The following is a 24,743-nucleotide window of genomic DNA, read 5'->3' on the forward strand; positions in this document are numbered from 1 at the left end:
GGCGGGAGGGGCGCACGACGTGCAGGACGCCAGGCAGGGCGGCGGGCAGGCCGACGGACCGTACGACAGACAGGGTGACGGGTCGTACGGCACGCCGCACGAAGCCCACCGCGAGGGCCAGCCCGACAGTCGGGCGGAACCGCAGCCCGAGTCCCAGGGCGAAGCCCAGGACCAACCGCGGCCCGAACCGCAGCCGCAGGGCGAAACCCGGGGCGAAACCCAAGGTGAAACGCGGGGCGCCGCCCAGGCCGTGCCGGCGGTCGCGGCCGGTGCGCTGCCGCGGCGGTCGGCCGGGACCTGGCTGCGGACCCTGCTCGGGGACCTCGTCGCCCTGCTGGCGCGCCGCCCGGTCGCCCTGGCCGGCGCCAGCCACGCGATACGGCACTCCGCCGACGCACGGCAGGCCATCTACCTGGTCATGGCGGCCGACCTGGTCTCCAGCGTCGTCGTGGACGCGATGATCCCGGCTGCCTATCGGCTGCTGCACGTCGCCTGGGTGCTCTGCTCGCTCGTGCTGACCGCGGGCTGCTGCGCGATGACCGCCCGCGCCCCGCACCTCATCGACGCCGACACGCTCCACCTGCGCACCGGCCCCTTCCGCACGCTCGCCGTCCCGCTCGCGCACATCGCGTCCGTACGTCCCGCCCACGGCCTGACCCCGAGCCACGGCCTGCGCCGCTCCCTGGACCGGCCCGACGCGGTCGCCTGCTCCGTCAGCAGCGCCACCACCATGGCCGTCGAGCTCGCCGAACCCCTCTCCGTACGGTTCCGCCGCGGCGAGCCGGTGCTGGCGCGACACGTGTACTTCGCGGCCGACCAACCCGCCGAGGCCGCGCGCCTGATCCGCAACGCCCTGCCGACGGCCGAACCGCGGTAGTCCCCGCCGCACCCGCGGGCCGCCCCGTGCACGCTGTCCCTCCTACGTCGTATGAGCTCTTCTACGACGCATGGGCCTTCTACGTTGCATGGGGCTTGTACGCCGTATGCCTATGGTTTGGCCGGAGTTCGCCCTAGGCGACGTCCCTACGGTTCCTTAACATCTCGCTCGGTTGGCATGCGCATGCCGCTCAGATCACATGCGCCCCTGCCGAACCGCTGCACCGTTCCAGATCGCTCCAGATCGTTCCTGGGCATCGGCGGGTCGCCGTTTCGCACGCGTACGTCCCCAGTTCCGCGGTGACCCCTGCGTGCCCGCAGCAAGTGCCCATCCCCAAGGCAGACGATTGGACTTCCCATGCATCCCGGCATTCTCGCGACCGGCGCCGTAGTGGGCCTGTTCTCCGCGACGCTCTCGCCGCAGAGCCCGTCCGCGATCATCAACCCGCCCGACGACAAGATCGTCATCGAGCTCGCGACGGTCAACGGCTCCGGCTGCCCGAAGGGCTCGGCCGAGGTGGCGGTCTCCCCGGACAACACCGCGTTCACCGTCACCTACAGCAAGTACCTGGCCAGAGTCGGCGGTGACTCCGACCCGACCGAGTTCCGCAAGAACTGCCAGCTCAGCCTGATCGTGTACGTCCCCAGCGGCTTCACCTACGCGATCGCCAGCGCCGACTACCGCGGCTACACCTCGCTGCAACCCGGCGCCACCGGCCAGGAGAAGGCGTCGTACTACTTCCAGGGCTCCCCGGACACGGCCGCCATCAGCCACAACTTCAAGGGCCCGCAGAACGACAACTGGCAGGCCACCGACGAGACCGACTGGGGCCAACTGGTCTGGGCCCCCTGCGGAGCGCGCCGCAACTTCAACATCAACACCGAACTCCGGGTGAACGCCGGTACGTCGGACCCGAAGAAGACCAGCTTCATGACGATGGACTCGACGGACACCGACATCAACACGATCTACCGGCTGGCCTGGAAACAGTGCCCGAAGCCGTGATCCGCACCCCGCACCGACGCCCCGCATGACCGACCACCCCGCCCGGCCGAAGGGGACGCCCTCCGGCCGGGCGGGGTGGCGCGTTTCGCCCCCGCCGCGCCGCCCGCTCCCGCGCCGTCCGCCCCGGCTACGTCGTCTGCGCCACCCGCCTCGCTCGCTCCGTCCGCGGCGGTTGCCTCGTCCCCGTCCTCCGGGTCGTCACCGCGGCAGCCGCGGCGCGCGATCCGGCCACTCGGGTGGACGGCGGATGGCGGCAACTCGGCCATGAATCAAGCGAGTTGAGCCCGCTGGGTGGATCGGAGCGCGGCGAGCGTCAGTTCCGCCGAGGCGAGCAGCGCCGCCCGGTCGTCCTGGACCCGGGCGAGCACGCGGAGCCCGTAGTACGCGCCCTGCACCTGCCGGGCCAGCGCCCGGGCCTCGCCGTCGGTGCGGACCTCCCCGCTGGCCTGGCCGAAGGCGAGCACCGCGGTCAGTTCGTCCTCGACCCGGCCGAAGTTCTCCCGTACCGCGGCCCGGATCTCCGGGTCGAGCGCGGCCGATTCGATCGCCGAGTTCACCGCGAAGCAGCCGCGCCGCCCGTCCGGCGACAGGTCGGCGTCGATCGCCTCCACCATCAGCGCGCGCAGCCGGTCGATGACCGGGCCCGGCCGCTGCAACAGCTCGACCTGGTGGGCGGTGGCGGTCTCGCAGTACCGGCGCAGGGCGCGCACGTAGAGCTGCCGCTTGTCGCCGAAGGCGTTGTACAGGCTCGACGGGCCGAGCCCCGTGCTCTGGCTGAGCTCCCGGGTCGAGGTCGCCTCGTACCCGTGCCGCCAGAACGTCTCCATCGCCGCGTCGATGACGCGCCCCTCGTCGAACCCGCGTGGCCTGGCCATGCCGCCACGGTAAGGGTTTTGGAGCGCCCGCACCAAATGGCGGCGGGGCGCGCGGGCCGGGCCGGTGGTCATGCGGCGTGGGCTGGCAGTCATGCCGTACGGGCCGGGGTGGCGCGTTCGCCGGGGACGGGGCCCCCTGGCCTGGGGCGGAGGCCGCCGGGCCGGTGGTCGCCGGCGGCGTACGGCGGCCCGTGCGCGCCGCCACGAGGGTGGCGGCCAGGCCGACCGCGGCCAGGCCCGCGCCGACCCAGGCCACCGAGGCGAAGCCGTACCCCGCGTCGATGGCCGCCCCGCCGAGCATCGGGGCCAGCGTGTTGCCGACGTTGAACGCGGCCGTGTTGCCCGCCCCGGCCAGCGTCGGCGCCCCGGGCGCGAGCGCGAAGACCCGCGACTGGAGGGCCGGATTGGTCACCCAGGCGACGAAGCCGAGGACGAAGACGAGCGCGACCACCACGCCCGCGTGCCGCGCCGTCAGGGCCAGCGCGGCCGACACCGCGAGCAGCCCGGCCAGGCCCCAGCCGAGCGTGCGCATCGGATGCGCCTCGGCGAGCCGGCCGCCGGCCGCGATGCCGAGCAGCCCACCCACCCCGAACAGCGCGAGCACCCCGGGCACCCACCCCTCGGGCACCCCGCTGACGTCGGTCAACAGCGAGGCCAGATAGCTGAAGGTGACGATCACCGCGCCGAAGGTGAAGGCGGTGACGGCGTAGGAGAGCCAGAGCTGGGGGCGGGCCAGGCCGCGCAGCTCGGTCGCGGCCGAGTGGCCGGGTGTGGCCGCGCCGCGCCCGTCGGGGACGGCGAGCACCGTGCACACGAGGCTGGCCAGGGTCGCCGCGGCCACCGCCCAGAACGCGGCGCGCCACCCCGCGTACTGGCTGAGCAGGGTGCCCGCCGGCACGCCGACGATGGTCGCGAGCGTCAGCCCGCCGGCCACCGTGGCCACCGCCCGCCCCCGCGCACCCGCGGGTACGAGGCTCACCGCCGCCGCGAGGGCCACGCCCCAGCAGCCCGCGTACACCAGGGCGCTGATGATGCGGGTCGCGAACAGCACCCCGTATCCGGGGGCCAGCGCGCCCGCCACGTGCGCGGCGATGAAGACCGCCTGGAGCGCGACGAGCGCGGTACGGCGCGGCCAGCGCAGCGTGGTGAGCGCGAGCAGCGGGGCGCCGACCACCATCCCGATCGCGAACGCGGAGATCAGCAACCCCGCATCGGGAATGGAAACGCCCAGGTCATCGGCGATGTTCGGGAGCAGCCCGGAGAGCATGAACTCCGAGGTGCCCTGCGTGAAGATGACGAAGCCGAGGATGTAGACCGGCAGCGGCACGGTGTCCTCCGGGAGGGATGGGGTGGGGTGAGGCGGCGTGAGGGGTGGTGCGGGCAAGCGGGTCGCCGTTTTGGAGCGTTCGCTTCATAAGTGGGGTCCGCGCGAGCCCGTGGTGTCTTCGGTTGCGCGCCGCTGCAGACCCTAGCATGTTGTGGAGCGACTGCTTCAAAATGGGCGCACACGCACACGCAGCCGCCCCGCCACCCCGGCGCCCCCTGAGCGGGGCCGACGGGACGACGGGGCGGTGGAAACGGCGGAACGGCGGAACGGCTCCGTACGGAGGGCGGCTGCCGCGGTCAGTCGGTCAGCGCGCGATGTCCGCGTACCCCACGATGTCCTTCGGGCTGCGCGACCCCGGCCCGGTGTACCGGGCGGAGGGGCGGACGAGGCGCCCGGTGCGCTTCTGCTCCAGGATGTGCGCGCTCCAACCGGCGGTGCGGGCACAGGTGAACATCGAGGTGAACATGTGCGCCGGGACCTCCGCGAAGTCCAGCACGATGGCCGCCCAGAACTCCACGTTGGTGGCGAGCACCCGGTCCGGGCGGCGCGCGTGCAGCTCTTCGAGCGCGGCCTTCTCCAGCGCCTCGGCCACCTCGAAGCGCGGCGCCGCCAACTCGCGCGCCGTGCGGCGCAGCACCCGGGCGCGCGGGTCCTCGGCCCGGTAGACGCGGTGCCCGAAGCCCATCAGCCGCTCGCCGCGGTCCAGCGCGCCCTTGACGTAGGCGGTCGCGTCGCCGGTGCGCTCGATCTCCTCGATCATCCCGAGCACCCGGGACGGCGCGCCGCCGTGCAGCGGGCCCGACATCGCGCCGACCGCACCGGAGAGCGCGGCCGAGACGTCGGCGCCGGTGGAGGCGATGACGCGGGCGGTGAAGGTGGAGGCGTTCATGCCGTGCTCGGCCGCCGAGGTCCAGTACGCGTCCACGGCCGCCACGTGTCGCGGGTCCGGCTCGCCGCGCCAGCGCCGCATGAACCGCTCCACCACGGTCTCGGCCTTGTCGATCTCGCGCTGCGGCACCATCGGCAGGCCCTGGCCGCGCGCGGACTGCGCCACGTACGACAGGGCCATCACGGCCGCCCGCGCCAGGTCCTCGCGGGCCTGCTCGGCGTCGATGTCCAGCAGCGGCCTGAGCCCCCACACCGGCGCCAGCATGGCGAGCGCCGACTGCACGTCCATCCGGATGTCGCCGGAGTGCACCGGGATCGGGAACGGCTCGGCCGGCGGCAGCCCCGGGTTGAACGCGCCGTCCACCAGCAGGCCCCACACGTTGCCGAACGAGACGTGGCCCACCAGGTCCTCGATGTCCACGCCGCGGTAACGGAGCGCGCCGCCCTCCTTGTCCGGCTCGGCGATCTCCGTCTCGAACGCGACGACTCCTTCGAGCCCGGGTACGAAGTCGGTCATGGGGTGGCTCCTTCGCGAGTGGTGGACGAGGCGGCTCGTGGCCGCATCGCCAGGTCTGGGAGGCCGGCACGGTTGCACGGCCGCACATGCGGCTCGCGCTCCGGTCCGGCGGCCCCGACCGCGGTCCCGCGCGGCGTGGTGGTCATCCAGTCGCGTACGGATCGGGCCGAGAGGGGTGGCGGGTGGTACGGCTCGGTGCGGGGACCGGCCACGATAGTGCGTGGTGTGCGGATGCCACAGTGGGACAGTCGACGATTTTGGTGGGTTCCTCACCTGCGGGGAAGCGTGAGAAGAGGCACACTGCCCCCTTCCACCCGAGAGGGTTACCCGTAAGCGCCCCGGGGCAGCGTCAAGTGACTTCACCCCGATGCTGCAAGATATGCGCGTGTCCCATGCCGACCCGCACCAGCCGCGCGTCCACGACCCCGCCGCCATGCGTGAGCAGTACCGCGGCGCGGGGTTCTCCGAGGCCGACCTGGCCGCCACTCCCTTCGCCCAGTTCACCCACTGGTTCGAGGAGGCCGTCGACAGCGGGCTGCACGAGCCGAACGCGATGGTCCTCTCCACCGTCGACGAGACCGGCCGCCCGCACGCCCGCACCGTGCTGCTCAAGGGGTACGACGAGCGCGGCTTCGTTTTCTTCACCAACTACGGCTCCCGCAAGGGCCGCCACCTCGCCGCCAACCCCGCCGTCTCGCTGCTCTTCCCCTGGCACGCGCTGGCCCGCCAGGTCATCGTCACCGGCGTCGCGGAGCGCACCGGGCGCGACGAGACCGCCGCCTACTTCCGCACCCGCCCGCACGGCTCCCAGTTGGGCGCCTGGGCCAGCCGCCAGTCCGAACCGGTCGGCTCCCGCGCGGAACTCGACGCGATGTACGCCGAACTCGCCGACCGCTACCCACCGGGCGAACAGGTCCCGGTCCCACCGCACTGGGGCGGCTTCCGCATCACCCCCGACACGGTGGAGTTCTGGCAGGGCCGCGCCAACCGGCTGCACGACCGGCTGCGGTACGTCCGCACGGGGGCGGCCGGGGCCGAGGCGCCCCCGTGGCAGGTGGAGCGGCTGTGCCCGTAGCGGGCTGAACCCCGGCCGGTCGCCGCGCGCGGGGACCGGCCGCCGGTGACCACGGGCGGGCAGCTCAGCCGGGCACCACGGGCGGAAAACGCAGACGACCCGCGAGTCGCTTCCCGGGTGCCGGACGGCACCTCGGGGCCGGTCGGACGTACCGGCGACTCGCGGGTCGGGTGACTGCTTGGGATTGGCCAGCCGCACACGCCTTCGCGTGCGCGTCCGGCATTGCGCGGCTCGCACCCTCGGCCCCGTGGGACGGGGATCGGGTGCGGGCGGGATGCGACGGCGGACGACTAGCCCGCAGTCACCTCACGCGTCCGGATCTTGTACATCGGCCGAACCACCTCCCTTCTCGTGTACCCACACCGTAAGGACGGGCGCGGACCCCTCACAACCGAATTTCCGGCAGGCAACGATTTCGGCGAAGGTGGTGTGGTGCGCGTCACGTTCGAGTTGAATGTTTCGACGTGCGGCTGCCGACCGGCACCGGCCTGCCGCACCGCCACACCTGCCGTACGGCACACACCACGCACACACCACACGCACACGCGCGTACGTGCCACGCACGGCCCTACGCGCGGCGCGCACAGCCACGTCCAGCCTGTCTAGCAGGGGGTGTCCGGTGACCGCTCCACAACGCTCCGACCCCGCCCGTTCGTCGGGTTCCACGGCCGCGTCGGGTGCCGCGGGCCCCGGGAACGGCCCGACCACCAGCCCACCGGCGGGCGCCGCCGATCCCGCCGGCGACGCGCAGACCGCGGGCCACGGCGACTTCGACCTGCTCGCCGCGCTGCTCGACGGCATGGACGCGGCGCTGTGCGCCTTCGACGCCGAGGGCACCGTCACGCACTGGAACCGGGAGGCGGAACGCGTACTCGGCTGGCCACCGGCCGAGGCGATCGGCCGGCGCGGCCTGGCCGGCTGGGCGCTGCGGGCGTCCGACGCGCCCGAGGTGGAGGCGCAGTTGCTGGGCGCGCGGCGCGCGAGCGGTCGCCAGGTGCACGAGTTCGCCCTGGTCACCAAGGGCGGCGGCCGAGTGCTCGTACGGGCCCAGACCGCCCCCGTACCCACCGCGGACGGCGCCGCCGCCGGCGTGTACTGCGCCTTCAGCGAGGTGCACGCGCAGATCGACCTGGAACGGTCGATCGCGCTCAGCGAGGCACTCTTCGACGACGCCTCCTGGGGCGTCGTCCTGGTCGACGCCGACCTGCGCCCCGCGGTGCTCAACGGGCACGCCGCGCGCTCGCTGGGCGCGCCCCGCGCCGAACTCCTCGGCCGCCCGCTCGGCGACCTCATCGACCAGGGCGTGGAGGAGGTCGAGAGCGCGTTCCAACACGTGCTGGCGGAGGGCGCGCCGCCCGAGCCGACCGAGATCTGGGTGACGGTACGGGGCGAGCGCGCGGCCGTCGGCCAGCCGCCGCAGCGCCGCTGTTGGCGCAGCGGCTTCTTACGGCTGGCCTCGCCGCTCACCGAGGAGGCGGTGCCGCTGGGCGTGGCGTGGATCTTCCGCGACGTCACCGAGGCCAAGCGGGCCGAGCAGGAGAGCGCCCGGATGCGGTTCCGGAGCAACCAACTGCACCGGGCCGCCCGCGCCGCCGCCGAATGCGAGGACCCCTTCGAGGCGGCCACCGTCTACCTCGACTTCGCCCTGGCCGGCTTCGCCGACCACGCCCTGATCGACCTGGTCCGCGAACCGTCCCCGAGCCGGTGGGGCGGGCCCACCGGACAGCGCGGCTCCGACGGTGCCGGCCGTGTGGGCCGTGGTGACGGTAGCGGTAACGGCAGTGGCGACGGCAGCGGTAACGGCGTCACCGCGGGTGCTGTTGGTGCTGCTGCCGGTGGTGGCGGTACCGCTGGTGGCGCCGGTGCGGGGCCCGCGGCCTCGGGCGGGAACGTTACGGGTGGTGCCGAGCGGTTCGGCGATGCCGCTGGGGTGGCAGGTGCCACGGGGAGGGAAGGTGTCGCCGGTACGGGCGATGCCGTCGGTGTGGGGGAGGCCGGGGCAGCGGACGCCGGGCCGGCCGGCTACCCGCCACCCGGGTACGGCTCATCGGGCCATGGCACATCCGGCCACGGAATCCCCGCTCACGATGCGTCCGGCCAGGATGCGTCCGGCCACGACGCCGCCGCGCACGACGCCGCCGCGCACGGCGCGCCCGACCACGGCGCGGCAGGCCCCCACCCCGCCGGGGACGGCGCCGCGCTCATCGGCGGGCCCTCCAGCCTGCCGGACCGGCCACCGATCGCGCTGGTCAGAGTGGTGGCGGCACCCGCGGGCGCGGCCACCGGAGCCGGCCCGAGCACCCCGCTCAGCACCGCGGACGGCATCCCGGTGGCGTACGTGCCGGGCCACCCCGCACTCCAGGCCGCCGACCGCTGCGGCTCGGTGCGCGCCAGCGCGGGCCGTACCGACGAGGAGGGCTGCCTCCAGTGGGCGGCGGCGCGCAAGTGGCCCGGCGGCACGGTGCACGGCCTGTGCGCGGTCCTCCGCAGCCGGGGCCGCACCCTGGGCGTGGCCTCGTTCCTCCGCGGAACCAGCCGCCGCGCGTTTGACCGTACGGACGCGGCGTACGCGGAAGACGTGGCGGTGCGCGTCGCAGCCGCCATCGACCTGGCCCAGCAACTGCGGTAGCGCGGGGCCGGCCCGCCGGCCGCTCAGTGCCGGTAGAAGATCCGGTCCCCGTACTCCGTCATCACGCGCCCGTTCCACTCGTGGCCGCCGTCGACGTTGCCGGAGCGCAGCAGCGGCGGGTCGATGCCGCGCGCCACCAGTTCGCCGGCGGCTGCCGCCAGCATCGCCTGCATCAGCGCACTGGTCACCACGGTGGACGCCGGGGCGAACGGCGCGGCCACGCCGTCGGCCGTCAGCTCGGCGTCACCCACCGCGATCTTGCTGTCCAGGACCAGGTCGCAGTGGTCCTTGAGGAAGGTGCCCGAGGCGTGCCGCGACTTGGTCTCCGCCGCGTACGCCACCGAGGTCACGCCGATCACCTTCAGCCCCAGCGCCCGGGCGTTCTGCGCCATCTCGACGGGCAGCGAGTTCCGACCGGAGAGCGAGATGATCACCAGCAGGTCGCCGGCGACCGCCGGGCTGGTGTCGAGCACCGCGCCGGCCAGCCCGTCTACCCGCTCCAACGCGCTGCCCAGCGTCGCCGGCACCACGTCGACGCCGATCACGCCCGGCACCTGGAGCAGGTTCATCAGGGCGAGCCCGCCCGCGCGGTAGACCACGTCCTGCGCCGGCAGCGAGGAGTGCCCGGCACCGAAGGCGAACAGCCGCCCGCCCGCCTGCACGGTGTCCGCGATCAACGCGCCCGCCTCGGCGATCGGCCCGACACCCTCGTCACGTACGGTGCGCAGCAGGGCGATGGCGGCATCCAGGTACCGCTCGGCCAACTCGGCAGGGACTGACCGCGTGCTCTCGCTCATCGACGAGGGGCCCTTTCCTTCGTTTTTATTTCGTTATTCGGCTGTTATTGCCACGGTGAGCGAGAGGTTTTTCGCTCTTTTCTGGCATCGGCTATCACGCGCCGGACGTGCGTGGCGCGGATCACGTTGCGGTCTGGACCAGTGCCCTGTCAATACGTCGTACGCCGTTGACCCTGCTCGATGGCGGGAGCGAGCCCCGGTTGTCCGCGGGATGCGTCAGAATTGAGTCCAGGGCCACCGCACGACACATCGAGGGGCACGCACATGTCCGGTTTGATCGATACGACGGAGATGTATCTCCGCACCATCCTGGAGCTCGAAGAAGAAGGTGTGGTCCCGATGCGCGCCCGGATCGCGGAGCGGCTCGACCAGAGCGGCCCCACGGTCAGCCAGACGGTGGCGCGGATGGAGCGCGACGGGCTGGTGACGGTGGCCGGCGACCGTCATCTGGAGCTGACCGACGAGGGTCGTCGCCTGGCCACGCGCGTGATGCGCAAGCACCGGCTCGCCGAGTGCCTGCTCGTCGACGTCATCGGCCTGGAGTGGGAGCAGGTGCACGCGGAGGCGTGTCGCTGGGAGCACGTGATGAGCGAGGCGGTGGAGCGCCGCGTGCTGGAGATCCTGCGGCACCCCACCGAGTCGCCGTACGGCAACCCCATCCCCGGCCTCGAAGAGCTCGGCGAGTCGGCCGAGGTCGACCCGTTCCTGGACTCCGGCATGGTGAGCCTGTTGGAGCTGGAGCCCGGTTCGGAGGGCAAGACCGTGGTGGTGCGCCGGATCGGCGAGCCGATCCAGACGGACCCCCAGCTCATGTACACGCTGCGGCGGGCCGGGGTGCAACCCGGCGCGGTCGTCAGCGTGACCGAGTCGGCGGCCGGCGTCATGGTCGGCAGCAGCGGCGAGGCGGCCGAGCTGGAGTCCGCCATCGCCTCCCACGTCTTCGTGGCCAAGCGCTGACACCGCCGTAGGGCCCAGACCGTAGGACCCACAGGGCGCCGGCCCCCCTCCGCGGGGCCGGCGCCCTTCGCGTGCGTGCGCGCGTGCCCGCGGGCGGCCCCGCGCCGAGACACTGCCGTACGGGCCCGCTGGCCGGGCCCCTCCCGCCTTCTGCCCCCCGCCCGTACGCGCGCGTGCCGCGGGCGGTGTGGTGTGGTGATGCGGACGATGCGCGGTGTCGGAGCGCCCGTGGGGAGCGCGGCGCGGGTACGGGCGCACGGGGACGGCCCCGCGCCGCACGGCGGTGAGCCGAAACCGGTACCGCAGTTCCCCTGCTCACCTGCGGCAACACGGTTTTCCCGGCCCGGAGTTGGGGGAAACCACGCGCCCGCGCGCGCGGCGTGCCACCCTGTCGCTGACGCATACGCGTGCAGGTGCGCTGAGAGCCGGTGGGAGTGGGGCACGCGGGCCCACCGCCGGCGTCTCCCGGGGCTGGGGAGGTGGGCCGGATGGGCCCGTCACGTACGAGGGGCGCCACCGCGCGAAGAACGCCGAACGCCGGCCGCATGGCCTTGCCCCGGGGTCGCTCGGCGGCTGCTTCGGGCCCGGGCGGGCCCGGTTCGCGTACGGACCGGGCCGGCGGGTGTGGCCGGGCCCGCGGGCGTACGGGCCGCCGCCCGGTGGTGCGTGGTCGCGGGGCCGGGGGCCTGGCGGTAGGTGGCTGTGGGGCCCGGGGCGGGGCCCGGTGCGCTGGCGGGGAGCTGGCGGCAGGGGCGGCGTCGGGCGCGGGGCGCGCCACCCGCGATCGGGACGGTCGGTGGTGCGTCACCAGCGATCGGGACGGTCGGCGCGGCGGGGGTGGCCGGTGCGGCCAGTGGGGCGGGGGTGGCCGGCGTGACGAGGGCGGGCGAGGTGGCCGGGGCCGGCAAGGCGGCCACCGCGGTGGGGGCGACCGGCGAGGTCAGAGCGGACGGACCGGCCGGGGCGGGCGGGTCGGTCAGGGCGGGCGGGGCGGTGACAGCGCCAGGGGCCCGGCGGCCGAAGCCGCCGGGGCCCTGCCTCCCCGTTCCCCTGTGGCGACCTGGAGCCCCGAGCTCTCAAGGTCGACCGCGGCGGACTCCCTTCCCCGAGCAGTCCGCCCCCGTGTAGCTGTCTCCCCTCGGCAGCGGCTGACAATCCCCGCGACCAGTCACCCGAACGAGGGGTGTTCGCGCCGATAGCCACTTGTTCGAATAAAGGTTCGATACTGTGGGGCTGCTCTAGGGAGGGATGGAGGTGCCGGGACACATGGTGCGGCGCACGGACGTGACGGGGGCCGCGGGCGTGCGGCTCGCCGCGTGGGAGTTCGCCGATCCGCCCAAGGCGGAGAGCGGCGCCGAGCAGGCGCCCGGCGTGTTGTTACTGCACGGGCTGATGGGCCGGGCCGCGCACTGGGCGGAGACCGCCCGCTGGCTCTCCACCCGCCACCGGGCCGTCGCCCTGGACCAGCGGGGCCACGGCCGCAGCGACAAGCCCGCCGACGGCCCGTACACCCGCGAGGCGTACGTGGCGGACGCCGAAGCCGCCGTCGAGCAGCTCGGCCTCGGCCCGGCCGTCCTCATCGGGCACTCGATGGGCGCCCTGACCGCCTGGCAGCTCGCGGCCCGCCGCCCCGACCTGGTGCGCGCCCTGGTCATCTGCGACATGCGGGCCTCCGCGCTGGGGGCCGCGTCGCAGCACGAGTGGTCGGACTGGTTCGCCTCGTGGCCGGTCCCCTTCGCCACGCTGGCCGACGTCCGCAGGTGGTTCGGCGAGGACGACCCGACGCTTGAGCGCCCCAGGTCCACCCGCGGCGACTTCTACGCCGAGGTGATGTCGGAGTGCGCCGACGGCTGGCGGCCGGTCTTCTCCCGCCGTCAGATGCTGATGGCCCGTGAGACCTGGGTGCACGACGCGCACTGGGAGGACCTCGCCCTGGTGCAGTGCCCCACCCTGGTCGTGCGCGGCCTGGACGGCGAGTTGGGCCGCGCGGAGGCCCAGGAAATGGTCCGCGTCCTACCCCGCGGCATATACGCCGAGGTCCCCGACGCCGGCCACCTCGTCCACTACGACCAGCCCGACGACTGGCGACGCGTGGTCGAACCCTTCCTGGCGGCCGAACTCCTGGGGTGATGCCGGGGGCGGGGATTCGTGGGGTGGGGATTCGTGGGGCGGCCGTCCCGGCCGACACGCCTGCCACGTGCGACGCGGCGCCGTTGCCGCCGTGTCGCTGCTGCTGGCGCGCCGCCGTCGCCCCGACCGCAGCAGGAGCCGTTGCCGGCACCGGAGTTGCCCGGCCACGGAGCCGTACGCAATCGCCGCGACCGCCGCCACCCCGCGCGCGACCGCCAACACGCGGGGCGCCGGCAAGCGTCCGCCGGCCGGCCCCGTATCCAGCCCGTGTGGCCCATCTCATCGTGGCGTGGTCCGGGACTCGCTTGCCAGGCGGGAAACGCCTCTCGGATCATCAACCGCATGTACCGCGAACGCCCGTCCAAGGTCTGGACCCTGATCTGCCTCTCCGTCTACGTCGTGGGCGTCGCCTGGATGGGCGTGGACTCGCTGCCCGACGACCTGGGGGCGTGGCTCGCGGTCTCGGCGCTCTTCCTGCTCCTGCTCTTCGCCTTCACCAGCGTCCCGATCTCCAAGTACTTCTACAACCGCATCGACATCGACCCCACCACCCTGCGCGTCGGCCGCGAGCGGCTGCCGCTCGCCGACCTCGACGCGGCATCGGTGGCCGCCGCACTGCACCTGGCGCAGCAGCCACCGGGGCGCCCGTTCGCCGCGGCCCGCGCCGCCCAGCAGTCGGTCCGGAGCGAGCCCCGCCTGGTGGGCGGCGGTTGGGCCGTCCCGATGGGCATGGACAGCGTCGTCATCGCCACCCGACGCGGACAGGGCCTGAGCATCCCCACCCGCGACCCCCAGGCGTTCCTGACGGCCCTCACCCAGGCGCTCGCCGCCCAACCCGCGGCCTGACGCGCCCGCCGTACGCACTCCCCGTACGCGCGACCGCCGGGGGCGGACAACGCGAACGCGCTGCCCGCCCCCGGCGACGTCGAGCGGGAGCCGGGGCCGGGGACGGCTCAGGCGGACTCGGTGGGCAGCCCGGCCTCCACCCAGTCCTGGATGCCCTCGCGGTACTTGCGGACGTTGGTGTAACCGAGCGCGGTGAGCCGGTCGGCGACCTGGCCGCTGTTGGGGCACGCCGTGTTGGAGCAGTACGTGACGATCGCGGCGTCGCGATCAGGGAGCAGCGCGGACGCCTGCGCATCGACGTCGGCCCGTACGAGCGCGACGGCGCCGGGCAGGTGCCGCGCTTCGTACTGCGCCCCGCCGAGGGTGTCGAGGACGGTCACGCTGCCCGCGTCGATGGCCTGGCGGAGTTCGTCGCGGGTGATGAGTGCGGTCATGGCAATGCCCTCCCAAGGAAATCGGACTATAGTCCGGTTGTGGCTCATGACGTTAACGGACCGCAGTCCGGTTCTGCAATCCCGCTGGAACTCCTGCGCACCCGACCCCCCAAGGAACGGACCGACGCGGCCCGCAACCGCGCCGCCGCGCTGGACGCCGCCGCCCGCCTCTTCGCCGAACACGGCGTGGACGGCGTCTCGATGGACCAGGTGGCAGCAGCCGCCGGCGTCGGCAAGGGCACCCTCTTCCGACGCTTCGGCGACAAGTCCGGGCTGGCCGTCGCCCTGTTGGACGCCCGCGAGCGAGTGCTCCAGGAGGCGATCCTGTCCGGCCCGCCCCCGCTGGGCCCCGGCGCGCCGGACGACGAGCGGCTGGCTGCCTTCATCGACGCCTACTTCGACTACCTGCTGGAACACCTGGCCCTGGTCCGGATGTCGGAGGTGGCGACGCCCGGCGCCAGGTACCGCATCGGCGCGTACCGGTTCTGGCACCGCCACACCACGATCCTGCTCGGCGCCACGCCCGACCCCGAACACACCGCCCATGCCCTGCTCGCCGCCCTCTCCGCCGAACACGTGGCCGCCCTCCTGCCCGAGCTCGGCGAAGAACGCATGCGGGCCGGCCTCATCCGCCTCGCCCGCACGGCCCTGCACCCCGTGGCCCCTGGGCGCCCGGTGGACCGGTGAGCGGCAGCGGCGCCGCTGCTCACTGGCCGGCCGCCGGCCGCTGACCGGTGGCCCGTACGCCGCCCGTCGGCCGGCTCGCCCGTCGGCCCGTACGCCACTGCCGAGCGTCGCGTCCTACCCGAATGCCGCTCGCCCCGGGCCAAAACGCCGTCCCCGGGCCCGTACGCGGCCACACCGCCTCACGGTCCCGCTGCCCCGCTGCCCACCGACTCGCACGGAACCGCCGCCCACGCCCCACCCCACGCTCCACGGCCCCCGGAATGTCACCCTCCGGGAGCCGTGGGAACCACCGTCCACCCCCGTGCCGTGAATGCCGACGGACGGCCCGGTACGCCACGGGCAACGCACGGCGCCGAGTTATCCACAGGCCGCCGGATGCGTGACGTACCCAGCAGATAGCCTCGGTGGCAGCCGAGTGAGACCGGCGCAGCGCCGCGAACGGGGAGGAAGGCAGCCATGCGTGTCCTGGTGACGGCAGTGCGGGCGGGGGCCGAACCCCAGGACGTACTGGTCACGGCCGACGATGCGGCGACGGCCGACGACGTGGCCGGGGCGCTCACGGCCGAGTTCGCCCCCCAAGGCGCACGCCGGGCCACCACCCCGACCGGCAAGGTCGTCTCGCTCGCCTGGTCCGCCGAGGCGTCACCCGCCGGCGCGCCCCAGGCCCCGGGGCCCGGCGGGGCGCCGACGCTGTGGGCGGACGGCCGCCGGTGCCACCCGGCCGACCGCGCGAGCTCCGTCCTCCGCGACGGCATGCGGATCTCGATCGACGACGCGATCGGCCCGCTGCTCCGCGCCGGCGAGCCCACCGGCCGGTTCGAACTGCGGGTGGCCGCGGGGCCCGGCGCAGGCCGCGTGGTGCGGCTGGCTGCCGGCGTGGCCACCATCGGCAGCCACCACACCTGCACGCTGGCCGCCCCCGACCCCGGCCTGCCGCCGGCCGCAGCCAGGATCACGGTGCACGCCGACGGCACGGTGCGGGTCACCCCGCACCCCGAAGCCACCCTGCTGCTCGACGACGAGCCCCTGACGGGCGAGCAGGACTGGCCGCGCGGCGGCGTGTTGCGGGCCGGCGACTCCCTGTTCGTCCTGGACGAACCAGCCGAACCCGACGCACACCTGGCAGCCACCGGCGAAGGCGGCCTGGCGTACAACCGCCCGCCCAGGCTCTCGCCGCTGCGCCCGCGCGCCCGCCTGGTGGTGCCGGCGCTGCCCGGCAAGGCCGAGTCCTCCCGGTTCCAGATCCTGTCCTCCCTGGTGCCGCTGCTCTTCGGCCTGATCATGTACTTCGTCACCAAGCAGATCTACATGCTGCTGTTCTGCCTGATGAGCCCGCTGATGATGGTGGGCCAGTGGGTCAGCGACACCCGGTACGGGCGCAAGCAGCACCGCAAGTCCATGAAGCAGTACAAGGCCGAGATGGCCGAACACGCCGTGGCCCTGCGCGAGGTGGGCAAGGACGACCAGCGCAACCGCCGCACCGCCCACCCCGACCCCGCCGAGGTGCTGCTCTTCGCCACCGGCCCGCGGCGCCGGCTGTGGGAGCGCCGGATCACCGACCCGGACGCCATGCAACTGCGCCTGGGCGTGGCCGACCTGCCCGCCGACATCGAGCTGGTCATGGCCCGCGGCGGCGGTTACGACGAGGAGCGGCCCGAGCCGCCCGTCATCAACGACGTACCCGTCCCGCTGGCCTACGGCGAGCTGGGCGTGGTCGGCATCGCGGGCGACCGCGAGCGGGCGCTCGCCACGGCCCGATGGCTCGCCGTCCAGGCCACCGCCCTGCACAGCCCGCGCGACCTGTCCCTGGTCGTGCTCTGCGACAACGCCACCGCCGGCGCCGACTGGGGCTGGGCGCACTGGCTGCCGCACACCGCACCCCAACAGGGCCAGGACTGCGTGGCCCTGCTCGGCTCGGACTCCGAGACGGTGGCCCGCCGCGTCAACGAACTCCTCGTCGAGCTCGACCGGCGCAAGGCCGCGGCCCAACACCACAACGCCCTGGGCGCGCTGCGCCCCGACCCGTACGTCCTCGTCCTGTTGGACGGCGCCCGGCTGCTGCGCCGCATGCCCGGCGTCCCGCAACTCCTCCAGGAGGGCCCGCGGCACGGCATCTTCGCGCTCTGCCTGGACGCGGACGAGCGGCTGCTGCCCGAGGAGTGCCGCACCGCCCTGTGCTGGACGCCCGACTCGGCCACCCGCGCCCACCTGCGCGGCTCCGGGCTGGAGTCGATGGGCCCGGTCCTGGTCGACCAGGTGACCGAGGGCTGGTGCGAACTGGTCGCCCGCTCGCTCGCGCCGGTGCGCGACGTCAGCCGCGACGACGCCGACAGCGCCCTGCCCACCGCGGCCAGACTGCTCTCCCTGCTCGGCATGCCCGACCCCACGGGCGCCGACATCGAGCGCGTGTGGCGGGCCGGCGGGGCCACCACGGCCGCCCCCATCGGCATCGCCGCCGACGGCCCGTTCGTCCTCGACATCCGGCGCGACGGCCCGCACGCCCTGGTCGCCGGCACCACCGGCGCGGGCAAGTCCGAACTGCTCCAGACGATCATCGCCTCGCTCGCCGTCGCCAACCGCCCGGACGCCCTCAACTTCGTCCTCATCGACTACAAGGGCGGCAGCGCCTTCATGGACTGCGCCCGGCTGCCGCACACCGTCGGCATGGTCAGCGACCTGGACGCGCACCTCACCGAGCGGGCGCTCGCCTCCCTCGCCGCCGAACTGCACCGCCGCGAAGAGATCCTGTTCAACACCGGCACCAAGGACATCGAGGACTACAACGACACCCGCAGGCTCCAGCCCGAACTGGAGCCGATGCCGCGGCTCGTGCTGATCATCGACGAGTTCGCCTCGCTCGTCGCCGAACTGCCCGACTTCATCGCCGGCCTGGTGGACATCGCACGCCGGGGCCGTTCCCTCGGCGTGCACCTGGTCCTCGCCACCCAGCGCCCGGCCGGCGTGGTCAGCGCCGACATCCGGGCCAACACCAACCTGCGGATAGCCCTGCGCGTCACGGACGGTTCCGAATCGTCCGACGTCATCGACGCCCCCGACGCCGGCGCCATCTCCAAGGCGACGCCCGGCCGCGCCTACGTGCGATCCGGCGCCCAGTCGCTGGTCGGCGTGCAGTCCGCGCGCATCGGAGGGCGCCGCCCCAGCACCGGGCAGGTCGGCCCCAAGGCCACCGTGCTGGCCCTCACCCGGTCCGCGTACGGCCGCCCGATGCCCCGGCCCGTGGAACCCGACGACGACGGCACCATGGTCACCGACCTCGCCGTGCTCGTCGACGCCGTCCGTGGCGGCGCCGCGGCCATGGCCTTCCCGCCGCCGCGCAGCCCCTGGCTGCCGCCGCTGCCGGACCAGGTCAGCCTCGCCGAACTGCCCGCGACCGGCTCCGGGCAGGCCGGTGGCGACGTGGCGCCCGCCCCGTTCGGCCTCACCGACCTGCCCGCCGCGCAGTCCCGGGCGGCGTACGCGCTGGACCTCGTCGACGGCGAGCACACCCTGCTGATCGGCGGCCCGCGCTCGGGCCGCTCCACCGCGCTGCGCACCCTCGCCGGCTCGCTGGTGCACGGCACCTCACCGGCCGACGTGCACGTCTACGCCGTTGACTGCGGCTCCAACGCCCTGCTTCCGCTGGTCACCCTGCCGCACGTGGGCGCGGTCGTCACCCGTGACCAGCCCGACCGGGTGCGGCGCCTCATCGACCGGCTGCTCGCGGAGATCTCCCGCCGCCAGCAGATGCTGGCCCTCCAGGGCGCGTCCAGCGCGGCCGAGCAGCGCGCCGCCGCGGCGCCCGAAGAGCGACTGCCGTGGATGGTCCTCCTCGTGGACGCGTGGGAGGGCTTCATATCGACCTTCGAGAGCTACAACTACGGCCAGCTCATCGAGGCCATGCAGCGCATCTTCCGGGAAGGCGCCGCGGTCGGCCTGCGCGTGGTCATGTCCGCCGACCGCAGCGGCCTCACCGGCCAGGTCGCCTCCGTCTTCGGTGAGCGGCTGGTGCTGCGGCTGGCCGACCCCAGCGACTACACCACGGCGGGCTTCCGTGCCAAGGACGTCCCCAAGCACATGCCGCCAGGCCGGGCGCTGCGGCTGGCCGACAACGGGGTGGAAGAGACCCAACTCGGTCTGCTCGACCCGGACCCCTCGGGTCAGGCGCAGGTCGCCGCGTTGCGCCGGATCGGAGCCGCGGCCAGCGAGCGGCAGCCGCGCCTGCCCAGGTCGCTGCGGCCCATGCGGGTCGACGCGCTGCCCACCCGCATCAGCACGCACGACGCCCTCGCCCTCGATCCCGAGTTCGCCGCGCCCTCCCCGCTGTGGACGCTGCTCGGCGTCGGCGGGGACGAACTCCAGCCCGTCGGCGTCGACCTCCGCGAGACCGGCCCCGGCATCGTCATCGCCGGGCCCCCGAAGTCGGGCCGCTCGACCATGCTGCTCGGCGCCGCCCGCGCGCTGCTGCGGCAGCGCACCCCCCTCGTCCTCATCACGCCCCGCCGGTCGCCGCTGCGCGACCTGGCCGGCACCGAGGGCGTCCTCGGCGTGCTCGGCGGGGACGCCAAGGCGGAGGACCTGGAGGAGCTGACCGAGCGGGCCGCCGGCCCGTACGTCGTCCTCGTCGACGACGCGGAGTTGCTGTACGACGAGCCGCTCGACGACGCGTTGGAGTCGGTCCTGCGCAGCGGCATGGACGGGGACCACGGGGTGGTGGCGGCGGGTACGACCGACACCCTCTCGTCGCAGTACCGGGGATTCGTGACCGAGGCCCGGAAGACGCGCAACGGCGTGCTGCTGACGCCACAGAGTTCGTCCGACGGCGAATTGTTCAACATACGGCTGCCGGCGAATAGCAACACCGGCGCCCCAGGTAGCGGATTGTTGATACGTGGTGGCGGAATGATGCCCATTCAGGGCGTCATCGACGAATGATCACACGCGTGCCGTACGCCGTACCGCGGGGTTCGTACGGCGGGCGACGCAGCGTCATGAAAGGGGCGCCGTGTGCCGCGATTCCACCCGCACGTCTCTGAGCGTGAGAATTGCATGACTATGGGGCGCCCACCGATGCGGTGGACGCCCCATTGCGCAGCAACGCACGCACTGCCTGGCAGTGCGTCGATCAGGTCGCGCGCTCGATGTTGTCGTGGCTCGTCTTGGCCGACTTGCTGGCGCTGTGCAGCGTTTCCACGAACTTGTCGAACGTCGGCTTCACGTTGGACCACTCGTCGCGGAAGCTGTTGGCCTTCGGGCCCTTCCAGTAGCTTTCGCTGCCAGTCGTCTTGGTGTTCAACGCCTTGACGAGGGCGGCGAGCTCACCGGCCTTCTTGTCGAAGTCCTCGTACAGCGACTTGAGCTTCTCAAGACTTGCACCGCGGTCCATATCGGACATGGCGATCCTCCCCGTGTGGCAGAAGCAGACGGACACTCCGTCCGCACGCTTGGACGCTACCGCACCCCCCGTCCATCGGGTAACCGCCATCGGCCCTTGTAACGGACCTGATGCAATGCCAGACAGCAGCTATCCGAGCCCATCGAAGACCGGGTGTGTACGGCTATGCTGAAGTCGTCGTGTGATAGGGGGAAGAGTGGCATGGCTGACCCGGAAATCGAGAATCTCACCAAGCGGGCGACGCAGCTCAGGTCGCTGGCCGACCACATTGATTCACTGGTCACAAAGCCCAAGACGCACAGCACCACACAGATGAAGAAGTGGGCGGGACCCAACGCCGACAAGGTGCGCGGCGACCTGAACTCATGGCATACGAAGTGCACGACAGTTGCCACCAAACTGCGCGAAATGGCGACTCAGTGTGACAAGAGCGCCGAAAATGCAAGAAAGCCAAAAGACAAGTGAGCCGGCCGGGCTGCTGAGTTCACGGGGAGAACTGAGGAACATGCCTTCTTACGACAGCTCAAGGGCGCGCTTCCGGCTGGCCGACCGGCATATGGCCGTCTTCGCCCATCTGGTGGACGGCGAAACCCCGGTCGACGAACTATGGGAATCGCTAACGGAGTTGCAGGCCATCGGCCTGGTCGGCGAAGAAGGCGAACTGGCCCCCGTACTCGCCCCGCTGCTGACCACCATGGCCAATCCCATGCTGCTCCTCACCGTCGAAGTGACCGGAGCACACGGCACGTTGAACCACGGCATCATGGTCGGCCAGGACGACGTCATTGCGCATGAGGGCTGGCCCGGCGAAGAGGAATCCGAGTACGTCCCCATCGACGCGACGACCATCATCTGGGAACTCGCCCGCATGGTCCATCTGATGCGCGGCGACGCCGAGGACTTCGAAGTCGCCAGCATCGAAACGACGATGGGCGTGCTCGATGCCGCGTTCAGCGCACTCGACGAGGCGCAGAACGACGAGGAGAAGGCCATCGAATTGACGCGCAAGGCGCTGATCGAAACGGGTGGCCTCAAGGAGAGCGAAGCCATCGCGTTGAGCGACCTCGTGCTGAGCATGAATTCGATGTGGCGCATCACCTCCGTCTGGGACGGAAACCACGAGGGCGAGCGCTCGGCGATGGTGCGGGCCCTCGCCGTCTGGGACTGCGGGCCGCGCGGCTACTGGGTGCGGGAAAAGCCCGAGGAACCCATTCTGGAAGGCCAGGTGGGCCCTGACAGCGCCTTGAAGCTCGTCCGCGTCTCACCGGGCCGGGTCTGGGAGCGCATCACCAACCTGCTGCCCGACAAGAACGAACTCGCCGAGCCGGTCCCCGCCCCGTAGCGACGCGCTGCTCCCGCGCCAAGGCGCGGCCCCGTGACGCTCCGCCTGCCCCGCGTACGGATCGCCGTGCGCGGGGCAGCGGCGGCCTGGCCGGCGGCACGGGGGCCCTTTACGTCGCGGCACGCGAGGCGACGGAGGGCCGGGCACGGGCAGACGTGACCGGACGTGCGGCGCTGCGGTGCTGGCACGACCGGGCGACGCCGGCGCGGGTGCAGCCCGGCTGCGGGGCGCCGCCACGGCCAGGTGACGGCGCCGGCAGCCGTGGCGGGCGGCGGCCCCGCGGGCGCGCCGCGGCGAGTCGCCCGTCAGACGCCCCCCGCGGATGGCCGCCGCGTCAAAACCAGTTCTTCGGATTGAGTTTCTTGGCGACGCTCTTGCCCTTGTTGACGGCGGCCGAGCCCCATTCCTTGGCCTTCCGCCCCGTCCACTTGGCGGCGTTCGCCGCGCCCTTCTTCACATCGTCCCAGTGCTCCACGACCTTGGCGCCGACATAGATCCCGCCGAAGACGACGGCGGCACCGATCGTGTACGGGTTGGGCGCCACCATGGAAGCGGTCAGCGAGGCGTTGAAGCCGACTTCGGCGACGTCCGCGACATACCCCGCGCCATTGCGTTGGAACGCCTTGACTGGATTGCCCTGGGATATGACGTTGGCCGCGCTGAACCCGGTGGAGGCCACACCACCGACCAGGCCGAGCCCGCGCAGTGCACCCGACACCTTCCCGGCCCCGGCCAGCCCCTTGACCAGCGCGGTGCTCCGGGACCAACCGGCGGCCCGGCCCCGGGTCGCGATGTTCTTGGTGACCTTGTAGAGGCTGGCATTGGCGGCCCGGGTGACGGGCTGGCCCGAATGGGTGAGCCCGGCGAAGCGCGCGGCGAGCGTGTCGGAGCCGACGATCGCATTGATGGCCTTGTTGGCGGTCAGCCCGCGCCATATCGGCGAATTCATGAACGGCAGACGGCGGGCGGCGTCGAAAAGCTGGCCGGTGCGGTCGGCGATCATGCCGGAAGTCCCGGGAACCCTGTTCGCCCACTGGGACAGCTTGCTCGGCAGCCAGCTCCCCGGAGCGCTCAGCGAACGTATCGGAAGCTTCATGCGGATGAGCTTTCCGCCCCACTGCTGTACGCGTCCGTTGCTGCTGCCACGCATGGCCACGCCGATACGGGTCTTCCAGGCCCGCAGCGGACCACGGGCCATGGAATTGCCCACCAGCACCTTGGTGAGGGCAGCGGACTGGATGGTGATCACGGCGGCGGTCCCATTGACCGATTTCCAGTCGCCGTAGAGGCCGATCATGGTTTGAATCGTGGCCTCGTGCGGCGCGAGGCCCGGGATCTTTCCCACGGCGTGCGCCTTGATGCGGTCCAACCAGTCGGCCAGCGACTCGTTCGACTGTCGCTCAAAGACCTTGGCCTTCGGGTCATCGCTCGCCGCCACGGAATTGGCGAGCAAGAGGGCGTCGGGGGTCAGCCCCTCGCCCTTGTACTTCTTCAGTTCCTCGTCGGTGAAACCGGCCCACCGCAGGCCGGCTTCGGGGTCGCCGTCCTCCAAGCGCGCAATGGCGGCGCGCTTGCGCAGGTCGGAGCCCGAATCCCGCACCCAGGACGACATCGGCTTGAGCGCGGCCAGCCTGTCGGTCACCCCCAGTGTGGAGGCCCGGGTGAAGGCCTCGCGGAGTTTGTCGTCGACGCCGCCCTTACCGTCGATGAGTTTGGCCAGTTGCTCTAGGTCTCCCGGATTGACATTGCGCATGATGCGCTCCCCCGTACTCGTACGTGCACGTGCCCCAGATGCCGGCGTGCGCCGCGTGACGACCGGTTCGCCGCCCCGCATGATGACGCGCTCGCTCCTGGTGATTCGTCCTTGGTGTTTCGTCTTGGTGATGCGTCCTAGCGGTCGCCCAGCAAGGCGAAGGCGAAGGCCAGCCGGCGGTCGATCCAACCGACCCGCACCGTCACCGACTTGCTGCCCTGCGAGACCATGACCACCTTGCCGTCCGACCGCCATTCGAGCGTCCGCTCACGCGACTCGGAATGGTCGCTCTCCTCCGCGCCCAGGGAGGTCACCGCTGATTTGAGCGCCCCGAAGACGACCTTGCTGACGCCGTTCTCCACGATGTCCTTGGTGTCTCCGCTGGCCCATTGATTACGGCCGATGATTTCGGGGTGACCGACCTGTTCCATCCGCCAAGTGTGTTTGAACATCCGCTTGGTGGGTGGAATGCGGGTGATGGTGCCGATGAGTTCGCCCCGAGCGTCGATGACACGGTGCTGGCGCTCGCCGTCGGTTTCCGCGGCGCTGTCCAGCGCGCAGAGCAGTCGCTCGCCCGCCTCGTCCTCGTACAGGCACGGCCCCGTGACACCGGGTGGGGCGGAAACCGCGGCGGGTGCGCAGTACGCGCACGGCGCGTACACCCGGTAGTTCTTCCCGCCGGACGGGACGCGGATGGCCCGCGGACCGCGCACGGAACGCTTCCGGTGCGGGGTTACGGGCCGCTCCACGCCGCCGATCGTGAATTCCCCGACGTTCTTCCAGTCGACGGCCGGGACCGGAGGCTCCTTCCCGCCCGCACCCTTGCCGAACGCCACTGCGATCCCCTCCCGCTTTTCCCTACCGGCCATCCTGCGAACGAAGCTGCGTGGCCCCGTTGGTGGATGGGCCGGGCGGGCTTCTTGGAGAGCATGCTGTCACAGGTGTGCGGGGAGGAAGCTGGCAGCGGAAGCCGCCTATCCATACGGTGGAATCGGCAACTAGGTGTAACTAGCAGGCTGCCAAGTGTCGCGGAGATTGGGGATCTTGAGGAAGGTGTGCCGAAAGGGGTGGAGCAAGGGAAGTGTTTGATATCGGCGTGGCATGTGACGGAAAGGCGCGGTGTTCCGCTGTTCCGTGAATATGTCCTTGCAGCGCACGAGTTAGGGGATTTTGTCGCCCATGGCGGCTGGGCCTGGGCGGAATCTTCGGCGC

The 24,743-nt window shown here is 72.5% G+C and carries 18 protein-coding genes and 1 pseudogene; 11 read left to right on the plus strand and 8 right to left on the minus strand.

Features of this window, described 5'->3' with window-relative positions:
• The first annotated feature begins 19 nt into the window (after positions 1 to 19).
• Complete coding sequence (locus ACMA1D_RS19705) at positions 20 to 877, plus strand: hypothetical protein (RefSeq protein WP_414725319.1); 858 nt, start codon at positions 20 to 22, stop codon at positions 875 to 877.
• Positions 878 to 1,234: 357 nt separating this feature from the next.
• Positions 1,235 to 1,882 (plus strand): DUF4360 domain-containing protein, encoded by a 648-nt coding sequence (locus tag ACMA1D_RS19710; RefSeq protein ID WP_414725320.1) that lies wholly within the window; start codon positions 1,235 to 1,237, stop codon positions 1,880 to 1,882.
• Between the two features lie 269 nt (positions 1,883 to 2,151).
• On the opposite strand, the gene ACMA1D_RS19715 is transcribed toward ACMA1D_RS19710, so the two are convergent.
• The 3 genes and pseudogenes from ACMA1D_RS19715 to ACMA1D_RS19725 all read right to left on the minus strand — a co-directional run bounded on the left by ACMA1D_RS19715 (position 2,152) and on the right by ACMA1D_RS19725 (position 5,489).
• A complete protein-coding gene (locus ACMA1D_RS19715) occupies positions 2,152 to 2,757 on the minus strand; it encodes a TetR/AcrR family transcriptional regulator (protein WP_414725321.1) in 606 nt (201 codons plus the stop codon).
• 268 nt (positions 2,758 to 3,025) lie between these two features.
• Positions 3,026 to 4,024, minus strand: a pseudogene (locus tag ACMA1D_RS19720) (Cmx/CmrA family chloramphenicol efflux MFS transporter); the annotation flags it as partial.
• A gap of 364 nt (positions 4,025 to 4,388) precedes the next feature.
• Positions 4,389 to 5,489, minus strand: coding sequence for a citrate synthase 2 (locus ACMA1D_RS19725; RefSeq protein ID WP_414725322.1), 1,101 nt, complete (start codon positions 5,487 to 5,489; stop codon positions 4,389 to 4,391).
• A gap of 379 nt (positions 5,490 to 5,868) precedes the next feature.
• Between ACMA1D_RS19725 and pdxH the strand changes: the two genes are divergently transcribed.
• On the plus strand, positions 5,869 to 6,564 hold the full coding sequence (gene pdxH, locus ACMA1D_RS19730) for a pyridoxamine 5'-phosphate oxidase (RefSeq protein WP_414725323.1): 696 nt from the start codon (positions 5,869 to 5,871) through the stop codon (positions 6,562 to 6,564).
• A 619-nt stretch (positions 6,565 to 7,183) separates the two neighbouring features.
• Positions 7,184 to 9,193, plus strand: coding sequence for a PAS domain-containing protein (locus ACMA1D_RS19735; protein WP_414725324.1), 2,010 nt, complete (start codon positions 7,184 to 7,186; stop codon positions 9,191 to 9,193).
• A gap of 23 nt (positions 9,194 to 9,216) precedes the next feature.
• Here the strand turns inward: ACMA1D_RS19735 and ACMA1D_RS19740 are convergent, their stop codons facing one another.
• Positions 9,217 to 9,990: an SIS domain-containing protein gene (locus ACMA1D_RS19740; RefSeq protein ID WP_414725325.1), complete on the minus strand. Its 774-nt coding sequence runs from the start codon at positions 9,988 to 9,990 to the stop codon at positions 9,217 to 9,219.
• Between the two features lie 264 nt (positions 9,991 to 10,254).
• Here ACMA1D_RS19740 and ACMA1D_RS19745 point away from each other — a divergent pair, with 264 nt between their 5' ends.
• The 3 genes from ACMA1D_RS19745 to ACMA1D_RS19755 all read left to right on the plus strand — a co-directional run bounded on the left by ACMA1D_RS19745 (position 10,255) and on the right by ACMA1D_RS19755 (position 13,923).
• Positions 10,255 to 10,947, plus strand: a complete 693-nt coding sequence (locus tag ACMA1D_RS19745; protein WP_349991865.1) for a metal-dependent transcriptional regulator — start codon at positions 10,255 to 10,257, stop codon at positions 10,945 to 10,947.
• Between the two features lie 1,266 nt (positions 10,948 to 12,213).
• Positions 12,214 to 13,077 carry an alpha/beta fold hydrolase gene (locus ACMA1D_RS19750; protein ID WP_414725326.1) on the plus strand — a complete coding sequence of 288 codons (864 nt, stop codon included), beginning with the start codon at positions 12,214 to 12,216 and terminating at the stop codon, positions 13,075 to 13,077.
• 342 nt (positions 13,078 to 13,419) lie between these two features.
• Positions 13,420 to 13,923: a hypothetical protein gene (locus ACMA1D_RS19755; RefSeq protein WP_414725327.1), complete on the plus strand. Its 504-nt coding sequence runs from the start codon at positions 13,420 to 13,422 to the stop codon at positions 13,921 to 13,923.
• 107 nt (positions 13,924 to 14,030) lie between these two features.
• Here ACMA1D_RS19755 and ACMA1D_RS19760 read toward each other — a convergent pair whose 3' ends face one another.
• The gene (locus ACMA1D_RS19760; protein ID WP_414725328.1) at positions 14,031 to 14,357 is read right to left on the minus strand and encodes a rhodanese-like domain-containing protein; all 327 of its coding nucleotides are present in this window, start codon (positions 14,355 to 14,357) and stop codon (positions 14,031 to 14,033) included.
• A 39-nt stretch (positions 14,358 to 14,396) separates the two neighbouring features.
• Between ACMA1D_RS19760 and ACMA1D_RS19765 the strand changes: the two genes are divergently transcribed.
• Both ACMA1D_RS19765 and ACMA1D_RS19770 read left to right on the plus strand, forming a co-directional pair.
• Positions 14,397 to 15,044: a TetR/AcrR family transcriptional regulator gene (locus tag ACMA1D_RS19765; protein ID WP_414725329.1), complete on the plus strand. Its 648-nt coding sequence runs from the start codon at positions 14,397 to 14,399 to the stop codon at positions 15,042 to 15,044.
• Positions 15,045 to 15,500: 456 nt separating this feature from the next.
• Complete coding sequence (locus ACMA1D_RS19770) at positions 15,501 to 19,976, plus strand: FtsK/SpoIIIE domain-containing protein (protein WP_414725330.1); 4,476 nt, start codon at positions 15,501 to 15,503, stop codon at positions 19,974 to 19,976.
• Positions 19,977 to 20,166: 190 nt separating this feature from the next.
• Here ACMA1D_RS19770 and ACMA1D_RS19775 read toward each other — a convergent pair whose 3' ends face one another.
• Positions 20,167 to 20,436: a WXG100 family type VII secretion target gene (locus tag ACMA1D_RS19775; protein ID WP_349989989.1), complete on the minus strand. Its 270-nt coding sequence runs from the start codon at positions 20,434 to 20,436 to the stop codon at positions 20,167 to 20,169.
• Positions 20,437 to 20,637: 201 nt separating this feature from the next.
• On the opposite strand from ACMA1D_RS19775, the gene ACMA1D_RS19780 reads away from it, so the two are divergent.
• The gene (locus tag ACMA1D_RS19780; RefSeq protein ID WP_414725331.1) at positions 20,638 to 20,901 is read left to right on the plus strand and encodes a WXG100 family type VII secretion target; all 264 of its coding nucleotides are present in this window, start codon (positions 20,638 to 20,640) and stop codon (positions 20,899 to 20,901) included.
• Between the two features lie 40 nt (positions 20,902 to 20,941).
• Positions 20,942 to 21,778, plus strand: a complete 837-nt coding sequence (locus tag ACMA1D_RS19785) for a hypothetical protein (protein WP_414725332.1) — start codon at positions 20,942 to 20,944, stop codon at positions 21,776 to 21,778.
• A gap of 334 nt (positions 21,779 to 22,112) precedes the next feature.
• Here the strand turns inward: ACMA1D_RS19785 and ACMA1D_RS19790 are convergent, their stop codons facing one another.
• Together ACMA1D_RS19790 and ACMA1D_RS19795 are read right to left on the minus strand one after the other, a co-directional pair.
• Positions 22,113 to 23,531, minus strand: a complete 1,419-nt coding sequence (locus ACMA1D_RS19790; RefSeq protein WP_414725333.1) for a PE-PGRS family protein — start codon at positions 23,529 to 23,531, stop codon at positions 22,113 to 22,115.
• A 137-nt stretch (positions 23,532 to 23,668) separates the two neighbouring features.
• Entirely contained in the window at positions 23,669 to 24,400 is a 732-nt protein-coding gene (locus ACMA1D_RS19795; RefSeq protein WP_414725334.1) for a hypothetical protein, read from the minus strand.
• Between the last annotated feature and the right edge of the window lie 343 nt (positions 24,401 to 24,743).

This window comes from Streptomyces sp. 796.1, assembly GCF_047525675.1.
Taxonomy (GTDB): Bacteria; Actinomycetota; Actinomycetes; order Streptomycetales; family Streptomycetaceae; genus Streptomyces.